Here is a 12,466-nt window from a genome sequence, read left to right on the forward strand (position 1 = left end):
AGCTTTAAATTGTAAAACAGCTCAGAGATGAAAATTCTATTAACAGGTGCTACAGGTTATATCGGCAAGAGGCTGCTGCCCTTGCTCCTGGATCACGGAAATGAGGTGGTCTGCTGCGTCCGGGATAAAAACAGGTTTTATTTTCCTGAACAGTTTAAAAATAAAATACAGGTCATTGAAGCTGATTTTCTGGATCTGGAAAGTCTTAAAAATATCCCTGATGATATAGATGTAGCTTATTACCTGATCCATTCCATGTCCGGCGCTTCCAATTATGATGAATTGGAAAGCATTTCGGCACATTATTTCATTGAAAAAATAAACCAGACAAATGCAAAACAGATTATTTACCTCAGCGGAATTGTAAATGATAAATCACTATCCAAACATTTATCATCAAGAAAGGCTGTAGAAGAAATTTTAAAAACCGCAGCAGTGCCGTTAACTGTACTTCGGGCGGGAATAATAGTAGGATCAGGAAGCGCCTCTTTTGAAATAATACGCGATCTGGTGGATAAACTGCCCATTATGGTTACCCCTAAATGGCTCAATACAAAATGCCAGCCGATTGCCATCAGCGATGTTTTGGAATTTTTAATCCGCTCGCTGTTAAACCCGGCAGTTTATAATGAAAGTTTTGATATCGGGGGACCTGATATTTTGACCTACAAGGAAATGCTGCTGGAGTTTGCCAGAGTAAAAAAACTCCAAAGATATATTTACACCGTACCAGTGATGACCCCGAAATTATCGTCTTATTGGCTGTATTTTGTGACTTCAACTTCCTTTAAGCTGGCCTCGGCGCTGGTCAGCAGCATGAAAGTTGAAGTCATCTGCAGCGATAACAGAATTAATAATTTACTGCGAGTTACACCGATCTCTTACCGGCAGGCATTAGAAAGGGCTTTGAAAAAGATCAGTGATGATGATATTATTTCGAGCTGGAAAGATTCACAAGTAAGCGGGCAATTTAGAGGAAATGTTTCTCAATATTTAAAGGTTCCGAAAAGAGGCTGTTATATTGACAGGAGAAAAAGAACAATTATAAACAGGGAATATACCATCGCAAGGATCTGGTCCATAGGCGGGGACACAGGATGGTATTATGCCGATTGGCTCTGGGAGCTGCGAGGGTTCATCGATAAGATTTTTGGCGGTGTCGGCACCAGAAGGGGAAGGACACATAAAACGCAAATACATGTAGGTGATGCACTGGATTTCTGGAGGGTGGTATACGCCGATAAGAAGCAGGGTAAACTGGTTTTATATGCCGAGATGAAACTTCCAGGCGAGGCCTGGCTGGAATTTAAAATAATCAACAATACTTTATATCAGGCAGCCACTTTTAAACCGTGCGGGATTATGGGCAGGCTGTACTGGTATGCTGTCATGCCATTCCATGGTTTTATATTTGAGGGAATGCTTAAAAAACTAATTTAAGGATGTAACGGACAACATGGGATGACATGGACTATTTTACAGCAGGGTTATTGTACTGGTATAGCCTTATTTTTTAATATTCTTCAATTTAAAAGGATTTGTAAAATGAGATCATGGGAGCATTAATTTTGCAGCATATAATTTCATTTGGACATTTTTAGTACATTTGGACATTGCAAAACCGCTTGATATGATAAGTGCTGAGAATCCGGATGCTGAAAGCCCAAAAGAAAAAGAGCCGGTAAAAATTCTGCTGGCCGAGGATGATACCGAAGACCAGGAATTATTCATCGATGCTCTGGATGAAGCGCAGATTGCTTCTGAGGTAACGACCGTTGAAAATGGGCAGGAGCTCCTCGATACGCTCAGGGATGAATCCCAGAGCGATCCCGATATTATTTTTATAGATGTCAATATGCCCGTTAAAGGAGGCAAAAAGGCGCTGGAAGAAATAAAGAAAGACGATTATCTTCGTGGCATTCCCACCGTTATGCTCTCCACCTGGGATCATCCTGCCGATATTGAAGATACCTTTGCTAAAGGGGCAGACCTTTATGTGCAGAAACCAAATTCTTTTAACGCTTTTGTGCTGCTGCTGAAAAAAGTCTTTCTTCTGCACTGGGCAAAAGCCTTATTGGGGCCGGTGAGAAATTTATTTTTTGTTTCAGAAAAGAATGTCGGAAAGGGTTAAAGGATTGCTTTTTAGTCTGCGTGTTTGATCTTGCGTGCTAATATAATTGATTTGGCTAATTTAGTTTCAGGCTGCTCAGGGAACTTTATAAAACTACGGGCTGTCGAAAAACCCGGGTCAATTTTATATGATATTATTTTTTTGAAGCTCTTTCCGCTATACGTTCCACCCGAGCGCAGCGAACTGGCGAAGCAATCTTTTGCACCGAACACCAGCACAAAAGCATTTTCACTGCTATCGGGGCTAATAGGGAAAGGGCGTATCTATTTTTTCGGAAATTTATCTAATATTGTATATTGTTTATTTAGTATCGAAAAATTACGATAAATCAATAAGAAAAAAAATCCTAGATCCTTAACGGGACTTCGAACCATCATTCAGCTCCAACTAAATCTCTAATAAAGCCACCTTAAGACTGTTTATTCTAAACAGACTAAGAATTTCCTGTGAAAAAATCGAACCACAAATATTAGGCTGTAAAGGCTTGAAAAGACAATATATTTTGCAAAAAAAAGAGACAACTATCAATTAGTTGTCTCTTTTAGTGACTTTACTGAACAATTTACAAACCATTTTATGAATGATTTGAAGAAATTAGCCTATTTTTCTATTGATTTCTAAGATAATTATTTAAGTTTTTTAATTAGAAGCGGTTTGTATGTTAAGTAAGGGTAAAAACTTAAAATTTGTTAATTCTTGTGATTAAGAACTTTTAGTTGAAGATTTACATCTAAAAATTAATTGTATCTCAAGAAATTTTGAGTGCTAAATTTAATTTGTTTTTATCATATTATTCTAATCAAAATTTAGTGTCAACAATATAATTAATAAATCAAATCTATATTAGACTTCATCATGATCATTTTTGAAACATAATAAAATAAATGTAGATTAGCATTCGATTTGAAACAGATTTTTTTCAATACAGAAATTATTGCAAATGAAATGGATTACCAGAGAAAGACCTAAGATAGACCGAATCGCATGTCCGTGGCTGATTAAGAGATTTGTGGATAAGGATGCAGAATTTATTTATGTTCCGTATAATATTGTTTTGGCGAAAGCCAAAGAACTGAGTGCTATTCCGTTTGATATTCCCGATGTTGAATATACACATTACAATGAGCAATGTACTTTTGATTTTATTATAAAAAAACATAAGATTAACGATCCTGCTATTTCAATTATAGCAGATATTGTTCGTGGGGCTGATACAGACAGACATGATATTGCTAAAGAAGCGGCGGGGCTTTGGGCTGTTTCTGCTGGACTTTCTTATAATATTCAGGATGATCATAAATTATTGGAATCAGGAATGGTAATTTATGACGCTTTATACAGTTGGGCAACGCATTTGTATAAGCAGAATCATCTGCAAAACAGTCCTTTTGAGAATTTACTGCATGAAGTTTATAATAAGTTTTTAAAAGAAAAAAAATCTGCCAATAAAACACCATCCTGGGTTAAGGATCTAAAAGAAATTATTCAGGATCAAATTGACGCTCAGTTTGCTTTTGATTTAAAGAAAATTTCAAACGACCTTGATTTGAATCCGTCTTATCTGTCAAGAGAATTCTCCAAATATTTTGAAGATTTGAATTTTGGAGAATATGTTAGAAAACTCCGTATTGAAAAAGCGATAAATCTGATTGAAAATTCGACTTATTCATTAACAGAAATCGCGTATATGACTGGTTTCTCAGATCAAAGTCATTTTACTAGAATTTTCAAGCTTCATACGGGCAAAAATCCATCCTCTTATCGAAAAAAAATACAGAAAAGTAATTCAGATACAAAAGGTAAATAAGGTTCTATTTTTTGAGAATCAATACTTTTAGTTTTGTTTTTAATTCTAAAAAAAACAAAAAAATGTATTTCAAATTTACTCTTTTATGTGCCTTATTTACATCTGTTTCAGCTGCTTTTTCACAAACTACATATCCGAAAATAACAGGTTATTTTGGTGTAATGCATCCTATAGTTACAATTAGTGGTGATGAAACCAATGTAAATTTCAGAGATTATTATGCCGTTGGATTTCCAACAGGAATCAACATTTGGAAAAGTGAAAAGATCGGATTTTCTTTAGAAATAGTTCCCAATATAAAAGATGATAACGGATCAAGTAAGGTAACAAATCTGACCTTCCATCCAGGAGTTCTGGTGGCTTTGGGTAAAGGATATTCCTTTGCTGGCCGCGTCGCTTTTGAATCGGGTGGAAGATATGGCTTTACACCTGTATTTAACAAAACCATAATCAAAAATAAAACATGCAGCTATTATGCAGCTGTACCGCTTCCGGTTCGATTCGGCAATGATCATACAGCTACTTTTACAGTAGGCTTTCAATTTGGAATAGCTTTTTAAGATGCAAACGAATCCAGTATACAGCTTAAAGCAAATAACCCTATATTTTCTTAAACTTGGTACGACAGGTTTTGGCGGCCCTGTTGCATTAGTAGGTTATATGTATAAAGATTTGGTCGAAAACCGTAAATGGGTTTCAGAAGAAGAATACAAGCAGGGTTTGGCTTTAGCCCAGTTAGCACCCGGTCCGCTCGCAGCGCAATTAGGAATTTATTTGGGTTTTGTTCATTATGGATTTTTAGGCGCAACCTTAGTTGGTTTTGCTTTTATACTTCCATCGTTTATATTGGTAGTCTTGTTAGGAATTATTTATAAAATATTTGGAGGTTTATCATGGATACAAGCCGTTTTTTATGGTGTTGGCGCCACAGTTGTTGGTATTATTGCGCTCAGTTCGTATAAGCTTACATTAAAATCGGTAGGTGAGTTCAGCTTTAATTCTCTTAAATCAAAATGGCTGTTGTGGCTATTTTTTATTCTGGCGGTTACAGTAACATTCATAACAGAAAAAGAACATGTACTACTCTTTATCGCTGCCGGACTTTTGTATATGATTATAAAAGCTCCTCCTAATTGGTGGAATTCAAAGACAACAAATTTTATTATAATTTTTCAGATGGTCGTATGGGATTTTGAAGAATCTAATTTATTAAAATTGGGTATTTTCTTTGCCAAAGCAGGGACATTTGTTTTTGGCAGCGGACTGGCAATTGTTCCTTTTCTGCATTCCGGAGTTGTATTGGAAAATCAATGGCTAACCGAGCAACAGTTTTTAGATTCAGTTGCAGTCGCTATGATCACACCGGGGCCAGTTGTAATAACAGTTGGGTTTATTGGATATTTAGTTGATGGTTTTCTAGGAGCAGTTGTTGCGGCTTTAGCAACATTTTTACCTTGCTATTTGTTTACGATTCTTTTGGCACCATATTTTAAAAAAATTGCAGAAAATAAATCAGTCAAGGCATTTGTCGAAGGAATTACTGCTGTAGTTGTGGGTGCATTGGTCGGTTCTGTAATTATTATAGCAAAAAGAAGTATTATAGATGTCCCTTCATCACTAATTGCTGCAATAACTATTTTAGTTTTACTTTTTTACAAAAAAGTCAAGGAGCCTTACCTTATTTTAGCAGCTGGCATTGTGGGGGTAATCATCAAGCTAATATAGGATGCATTTCGACATTAAGCATTTTTTAAACTTTCTTTATGATAATTTCTCCTTTCCACTTATTTTTTAGATAAACTAAAATTATTGTTAATATAAAATAAGATTTTTTTTAATCTTAATGTTTATAGTACTTTAGAACGGTTTGTATCCTGTAGAGTTAACTCTACAGGATACAAATCGCTTAATTTTTCGATGTAAAATATGGTTAAATAGTACAAAAATGGCCAAAAAAAAAGCTAAAACTCTCGTTTTAACTTTTTTTAAGAGTGACCCCGACGGGACAAATTTCAACAAAATTTATGGAAGATTTAAAGAGATTGGCTTACTGGAAGTAGGGGCTGTCTTTGAATGGCATAATGATTTTGGTTTGGATGTCCTGTTGGGGATTGACGAGATTTTCTAAAAACTGAATTTTGTAAATTATCTGGGTTGTTGGGAATGCTTCAAGGAATAAGCTTACCATCATTATTTGAATGTCGTTCTTGCCACTAAAGTTGTTGGCTATTCCATTTTACCAGTTTTGGCTACTTAAATTATGGTTTTGGCTAAATTTTCTTTCCTGTATCTGCGCAAATTTGCAACATAATAATACTAAAATAATCATTATGTCATCGCAAAGTAAAATTGCAGTAGTAACAGGAGGGAGCCGCGGTCTTGGAAAAGATATGGCGATCAATCTTGCCAAAAACGGATTGGATATAGTTTTAACCTATAACACTCAAAAAGAAACAGCAGAAAATGTTGTAAAACAAATTCATGATATCGGACAAAAGGCGGCCGCCATAAAACTAGACGTCTCAGATTCTTCTAGTTTTGATATGTTTAGAAAAGATCTTGGAGATGAAATAACCAATTACTTCCACTCAGATGGAATTGATTTTTTGGTCAATAATGCAGGGTTTATTCACTATGCAAATTTTGATGCTATCAATGAAGCTCAATTTACAGAAATGGAAAATGTACATCTTAGAGGTCCATTTTTCCTTACACAAAAATTATTGCCATTATTAAGAGCTTACGGAGGAATTGTAAATGTTTCTTCAGGACTAACCCGTTTTGCCACGCCGGGATTTGCAGCTTATGCAGCACTAAAAGGAGCAATGGAGACATTGACAAAATATCAGGCAAAAGAACTCGGTGCAAGAAACATAAGAGTAAATGTTATTGCTCCGGGTGCTATCGAAACCGATATTATGGGCGGTGCGGTACGTGACAATGTAGAAATGAACCAATACCTGGCTTCGCAAACTGCTCTTGGAAGAGTTGGACTACCCGAGGACATTGGGGGAGTGGTAGCCTTTCTATGCAGTGATGCCGGCGGGTGGATTAATGCTCAGCGAATAGAAATTTCAGGAGGTTCAAATCTATAATTAGACTTAAAAATAGTTGATCATAGTTGCTAAGCTGAATGTTACATACAATTAAAAGAATATAAAATGGAAAAAGAAGATAAAGGAGTAGTCAAAGCTCTTTCCAAACAGGAAATAGATACCATTGAAAGGTTTTATGCAGCATGGAAACTTAAAAAGCCAGAAGTATTAGACGAAATTTGCATGCCCGACTGGAAAGATATTCCACTCGCACCACATCAAGAAGATAACCCAAAAGGACTGCAGGCAATTATGAAATTTTTGTTCGAATTATGTCCTGATATAGAAATCGTAATTCATGAGATATTTGGCAGCCACGAGCGTGCAGCTGTAAGAGCCTCACTGCAATTTACGCATATAAAGGAAATTATGGGAATCCCTCCAACGAATAAGAAAGTAACAATAGCACTGCATGAATTTCATTATTTGAAAAATGGCAAACTTACCCATACATGGCATTTAGAAGACTGGTTTGGTCTTTTGATGCAGAGCAAACAGGAATAAAAAATCAAATAGCATATGCGTATAATAATTTTTGAATATACTTTTAAAAGAATTCATCTGAATTTCTAGTGTCAAAAAAATGTAATTTTGTAACTATGGAAGTTATTAGAATAAAAAACATCACAGATTATCATCGTTTTAGAGGGCTTCCTAAGCCGGAACATCCTTTAATAAGCCTGGTCGATTATTCACAGGTAAAATTCCCTGATGATGAAAAAACGACAAACATTGTGATGGATTTTTACTCTATTGCTTTAAAAAGGGATATTGGAGCCAAGCTTTATTATGGCCAGCAGGTTTACGATTTTGACGAAGGTATAATGTCATTTATAGCACCGGGGCAGGTTTTGCGGCTGGAGCAGGATCCTGATTCATTACATAAAGGCGCAGGGTATTTATTGCAAATTCACCCAGACTTTTTATGGAATTCAGCATTAGCGAAAAACATAAAAAGCTACACGTTTTTTGATTATTCAATTAATGAAGCACTATTTCTTTCTGAAAAAGAGGAAAATATCATTGTAAATATTTTTGAAAATATAAGAGAAGAATACCACATCAACATTGATAGATTTACGCAGGATTTAATAATTGCGCAGATAGAATTGCTGCTCAAATATTGCGACAGATATTACAATCGCCAATTTCTTACAAGAAAAATCAGCAGTCATCAAATACTATCAAAAGTTGAAGAGTTTTTGAATAATTATTTTGATGATAAAAACCGTGACGAAAGAAATCTTCTTTCTGTCCAGACTGTTGCTGATAATATGAATGTTTCTTCAGATTATTTAAGCAATTTACTGAAGCTTCATACTGGTCAGAATACGCAGCAGCATATTCACAATAAACTCATAGAAAAAGCGAAAGAAAAACTTTCTACTACTAGTTTGTCAATTAGTGAAATTGCGTATGAGCTGGGATTCGAACACCTTCAGAGCTTTAGTAAATTGTTCAAAAACAAAACAAACGAAACACCCTTAAAGTTTAGAGCTAAGTTTAATTAATCGTTTTATTTAAGTTTTTAAAGTCTCTTTTTACAGAGAGAAAATAAATGTAAAAAATCCAAAGTTACCTTGCCTGATAGCGTAATTGAAAAAAGGCGCCAATTGTCTTCAATTGGCGCCTTTTGGCTGATTATATGTAGTTATCTGTCTTCCAGTGGCTTTAGTAATTTGGTTTGGATATCCTGTTCGTATTTGATGGGAACTTTTAAAAACTGTATTGGTTTAAGGCAGTAAATTATTTCTAGAGAAATTTGGGACAATAAAAAAACAAGGCATTAGGCTTTGGATTATAAAAACCATTGAAAAATTTAAGAAGCTAAATAATTACAAGAATGTAGCTTAATTTTTTCTCTAGTTTTTGTTTTCATATCCACTCAATTTGCTGTCTTTTTTGATTTCAATATCTTTTTTTTAATTGTGGTTAATTATTTGTTATTCAGCTTCTCTTTGTCCATAAATGGTATTCAGAAATCTTAAAGGAGAAGAATAAAAAGGTTTGTTTTCATCTGTATTAATTTTAATTGTCTAAATATTCTCTCCCTGTTAAATCAATCCAGCCCTTCTGGCCGTTTGGTAATTGGAAACGAGCAAAATTATCCTGAAATTTTTCTAGTGTTTTGTATTTTGGTTCTTTATTTAATGGAAAATAACCAAATAGATTGTTCTTTTTTATTTTGAAAAGCATTTCATTATTTTCCATTCCTTCCACCGATTCTAAATCAAACGGAAGATGCTGAACACTATAATACGCTTGATTTGTTGACTTTTCTAAACGAAATAAGGTTTTAAATCATAGATATTGTAATTGCCGTTTTTCATCTTACCGTATACATAAAAGTCATTTTGCATGGCCATTGTGGAGTTGAATTTCTCTGTGTCTGAATTAGAATGAAAATAGACAGCATGAATACCAAGATTATCTTTAATACTATTTTTTGATTGGCATCTACAAATTGTATAAAAAATTAAGTTATATTTATTTGTTCATTATTATATCTCTTTCATTGTAAATGAACATTCAAATATAGTGAACATTCAAATATAGTGAACATTCAAATATAGTGAACAAAACAACTTGGTTCTAAACGATTGTTTCATCATATAATTTTTACTAAAAGCAAAAAACTGGCTGCATAATCATTGATTTTAGTATTTAAGAAAAACAATCTGAAAAACAAAAAAACTGCCCGAAATTACTTTTCGGACAGCCTCTTAAAATGAAAAGAAATTCCCAATTACGCTCTAAAAATATAAAGCGTCAGTTTATTAGCCAAAGGGATAATGATCAGGGCGCTAACATAAGCAATGGGCAACATAATGAGCCAGGATTTAAAAAATGTAAAAATCCATCCTTCTTTTTCATATCCATTATTTAAAATGAGTACGCAAACTGCCATTATCAGTGTCATTGCTGTAACCACAAAAAGGGTATTGACATATTTAGCAAAAAGCTTCATGACTTTTAAAAGGAATCGGTTAGAATTTTCCGTTTGTGTTCTTCTGATTCTCTAAAGATGGAATTTCTTCAATAACATCCCAATGCTCTATGATTTTATTATTTTCAATTCGGTACAAATCATAAAAAGCCGAATGTGTTTTTCTAACGTAACCTTCACTTAAAACCAAAACAAAGTTTCCCTCTCCCAAAACTTTATGTACAGCAGTGTAAACTTGTGCTTTGCCATTATTTTCCCATTGTTTCAAAACACTAAAAAACTCCGAGACACCGTCTCCCATATCAGGATTATGCTGAATAAGGATGTCGCCGTCAAAATATTTTGAAGCTTCATTAAATTTTTTGCCTACCAAAACTTCTGAAACAAAAGATGAAGCTAGTTCTTTGTTAGCATCTGTTAAATGATGATCAATAGCTTTTGTTTTACCATCTGTCATTGTTCTTCCGCTCTTGTTTACTTTTTTAGGATTCGTCTGTAAATTATCCCAATGCTCTACACTCACACCATTTTCGAATCGGTGAATATCAAAAGCGACCGTTGGTTCAAATAAATAATAATCGACATGCACAAATCCGATATCGCCATCCTGAAAAGCCCTTACCACATTGGTGTAAACTTTTTCCATCGGCATTAAATCGTGCAGGGCCATAATTGCATCAAAACCGTCGGCTACATTAATATTGTGCTGTTTGTATGATTTAGGATTAATTAAGCCTATTTGTCCTAAAGTTTCGGTTTCGATACTGTTTTGAATTGCAGCAGCTTTTTCTCTGTTTGAAAGTTCCATTTTTTATATTGTTAAAAATTATTCGGCAAAGTTATCTTGACCGTTGTAGTGATGCAATAATGGATAAAAGGTTCGTATGGGGATAATATTATCCATATAAGGTTATAGAGCCCGTATTGATTATATGCTTATTTTTGTACCTATAAAAAATATAGCTGTTATGTACGAAAAAAAGATTCCAAAAGATTTTGACTGCGGAATGAGTATAACACTTGAAATAATAGGAGGGAAGTGGAAACCCTGTCTTATCGATTCTATATCTAAAGGTGTAAGAAGACCGAGTGAAATACACAGATGCCATCCTGATGCTACCAAACGTGTTTTGAATCTTCAGCTAAAAGAATTAGAAGATCACGGTGTGGTACGAAAAACAATATACCCGGTGCTGCCTCCTAAAGTTGAATATTTCCTGACTGATCTGGGTAAAACTTTATTACCATTAATTTCGAACATGGAAAAATGGGGCACTAATTATATGCCGATATTTAATGAATTACAGCAGCATAAAAGAGATTTACAAGAGGCAGTTTAAAATGCTAAGGGAAAATCGTCCATCATAAAGCGAAAAATAGCCATTCCCCAGACTCAATTATTCTGTGATCTTTGTGCTACCAAACTTCATTTAAATTGTCACCTACAAGTGTACTCAGAAAATGGTTGGATTTTATAATGCCAAATGCAGTTCTTAAATTTGTATCTTTCTTATATTCTGAATAGATTGTATTTTGATCTACGCTAAACAGATAATTTCTGGAAGTGGTAATTAGCAAAAAAAATCAGTAAGAGATGTAGTTTTCTTTCAAGAAATAAGATGTTTCTTTTAAAATTCTTCTATTGTTAAATTTCCAAGAGCAGAATGTCTTCTGGATTGGTTGTAGAAATTTTTGATGTAATCAATGCAGATGCAACGGCAAGCATGCCTTTTACTTATGCGCTTATGGGATATGCTTTATTTATTTTTGTTTCGATAACTTTTGCCTTAAAATGGCTTAAAGAACAGTCATTTGCTGCGGGTTATTGGGCGTATACTTTTGGAATCACCACTTTATCTCAGGGGTTATCCCTATTTGCTTTAAAAGCAAATGATTCAGTTGTTACTGGGCTGGCATTAATTATCTTTTGTATTACTAATATTTTAATTGTAATTGTCACAATTGGATCTGTTAAACTTGCTTCAAAGGGCAATTATATTCCAAAATAAGTAAAAAGGTTGAATTTTGCATTGAGGATTTACCAAGCTATTAATTGCACAAGACCTTACTGTTTATTGCCATCATGCCCTTAATGGTGATGAAGCTTTTATCGGTTCCTGAATTTAAAAAGATGTGGCCCTTGTCATTTAAAACAATTAAGGCTTCGAGCACTGTTGCCTCGAATTCCCTGCCAGAATAATTAGTGCCGTTAAAGAATTTTTGAGCACTAATGAGCGGAGCAAGAAAACTGGTCATTTCTTCCAAACTACAGCCTGAGCTGTATTTCCCGGCAAGCAGCTGCAAAACTTGTATATGAAATAGTGGTAATGTTTCCATAAATATAGCTTTACCTAAATTTACGAAAAAACAATTAATTTGGATTGTTTTATGTACTTAAAATCAGCATTAAAATGAAATATAAATCTAGCTTTAACTTCTCGTTATCCAAAACGCGATTAGATTAGAGGGGTGATGATGCTATTTTT

Annotated in this window: 15 protein-coding genes; 11 read left to right on the top strand and 4 right to left on the bottom strand. The window is 34.4% G+C overall.

Annotated features, from left to right (window positions below; genetic code table 11):
• The first annotated feature begins 27 nt into the window (after positions 1–27).
• From BKM63_RS16860 to BKM63_RS16900, 9 genes are all read left to right on the top strand, one after another.
• Positions 28–1,440, top strand: a complete 1,413-nt coding sequence (locus BKM63_RS16860; protein ID WP_071637744.1) for an SDR family oxidoreductase — start codon at positions 28–30, stop codon at positions 1,438–1,440.
• Positions 1,441–1,630: 190 nt separating this feature from the next.
• Positions 1,631–2,131 carry a response regulator gene (locus tag BKM63_RS16865; protein WP_123907087.1) on the top strand — a complete coding sequence of 167 codons (501 nt, stop codon included), beginning with the start codon at positions 1,631–1,633 and terminating at the stop codon, positions 2,129–2,131.
• A gap of 940 nt (positions 2,132–3,071) precedes the next feature.
• Positions 3,072–3,938 carry a chromate resistance protein ChrB domain-containing protein gene (locus tag BKM63_RS16870; protein WP_071637746.1) on the top strand — a complete coding sequence of 289 codons (867 nt, stop codon included), beginning with the start codon at positions 3,072–3,074 and terminating at the stop codon, positions 3,936–3,938.
• Between the two features lie 62 nt (positions 3,939–4,000).
• Positions 4,001–4,498: a hypothetical protein gene (locus BKM63_RS16875; protein WP_071637747.1), complete on the top strand. Its 498-nt coding sequence runs from the start codon at positions 4,001–4,003 to the stop codon at positions 4,496–4,498.
• A 1-nt stretch (position 4,499) separates the two neighbouring features.
• Complete coding sequence (locus BKM63_RS16880) at positions 4,500–5,663, top strand: chromate transporter (RefSeq protein ID WP_071637748.1); 1,164 nt, start codon at positions 4,500–4,502, stop codon at positions 5,661–5,663.
• Between the two features lie 220 nt (positions 5,664–5,883).
• Positions 5,884–6,066, top strand: a complete 183-nt coding sequence (locus tag BKM63_RS16885; protein WP_071637749.1) for a hypothetical protein — start codon at positions 5,884–5,886, stop codon at positions 6,064–6,066.
• A 202-nt stretch (positions 6,067–6,268) separates the two neighbouring features.
• The gene (locus BKM63_RS16890; protein WP_071637750.1) at positions 6,269–7,033 is read left to right on the top strand and encodes an SDR family NAD(P)-dependent oxidoreductase; all 765 of its coding nucleotides are present in this window, start codon (positions 6,269–6,271) and stop codon (positions 7,031–7,033) included.
• A 66-nt stretch (positions 7,034–7,099) separates the two neighbouring features.
• Positions 7,100–7,537, top strand: coding sequence for an ester cyclase (locus BKM63_RS16895; RefSeq protein ID WP_071637751.1), 438 nt, complete (start codon positions 7,100–7,102; stop codon positions 7,535–7,537).
• Between the two features lie 95 nt (positions 7,538–7,632).
• On the top strand, positions 7,633–8,544 hold the full coding sequence (locus BKM63_RS16900; protein ID WP_071637752.1) for a helix-turn-helix domain-containing protein: 912 nt from the start codon (positions 7,633–7,635) through the stop codon (positions 8,542–8,544).
• A gap of 517 nt (positions 8,545–9,061) precedes the next feature.
• Here the strand turns inward: BKM63_RS16900 and BKM63_RS16905 are convergent.
• From BKM63_RS16905 to BKM63_RS16915, 3 genes are all read right to left on the bottom strand, one after another.
• Positions 9,062–9,244 (bottom strand): hypothetical protein, encoded by a 183-nt coding sequence (locus BKM63_RS16905; protein WP_071637753.1) that lies wholly within the window; start codon positions 9,242–9,244, stop codon positions 9,062–9,064.
• Positions 9,245–9,779: 535 nt separating this feature from the next.
• Positions 9,780–10,001: a DUF2798 domain-containing protein gene (locus tag BKM63_RS16910; RefSeq protein WP_071637754.1), complete on the bottom strand. Its 222-nt coding sequence runs from the start codon at positions 9,999–10,001 to the stop codon at positions 9,780–9,782.
• Between the two features lie 19 nt (positions 10,002–10,020).
• The gene (locus tag BKM63_RS16915) at positions 10,021–10,788 is read right to left on the bottom strand and encodes a nuclear transport factor 2 family protein (protein WP_071637755.1); all 768 of its coding nucleotides are present in this window, start codon (positions 10,786–10,788) and stop codon (positions 10,021–10,023) included.
• A 160-nt stretch (positions 10,789–10,948) separates the two neighbouring features.
• Here BKM63_RS16915 and BKM63_RS16920 point away from each other — a divergent pair, with 160 nt between their 5' ends.
• Both BKM63_RS16920 and BKM63_RS16925 read left to right on the top strand, forming a co-directional pair.
• The gene (locus BKM63_RS16920) at positions 10,949–11,320 is read left to right on the top strand and encodes a winged helix-turn-helix transcriptional regulator (protein WP_071637756.1); all 372 of its coding nucleotides are present in this window, start codon (positions 10,949–10,951) and stop codon (positions 11,318–11,320) included.
• A 324-nt stretch (positions 11,321–11,644) separates the two neighbouring features.
• Positions 11,645–11,989 (top strand): hypothetical protein, encoded by a 345-nt coding sequence (locus BKM63_RS16925; RefSeq protein ID WP_071637757.1) that lies wholly within the window; start codon positions 11,645–11,647, stop codon positions 11,987–11,989.
• Positions 11,990–12,029: 40 nt separating this feature from the next.
• On the opposite strand, the gene BKM63_RS16930 is transcribed toward BKM63_RS16925, so the two are convergent.
• Positions 12,030–12,317, bottom strand: coding sequence for a hypothetical protein (locus tag BKM63_RS16930; protein ID WP_071637758.1), 288 nt, complete (start codon positions 12,315–12,317; stop codon positions 12,030–12,032).
• Between the last annotated feature and the right edge of the window lie 149 nt (positions 12,318–12,466).

This window comes from Flavobacterium johnsoniae, from assembly GCF_001879205.1.
GTDB classification, from domain to species: domain Bacteria; phylum Bacteroidota; class Bacteroidia; order Flavobacteriales; family Flavobacteriaceae; genus Flavobacterium; species Flavobacterium johnsoniae_A.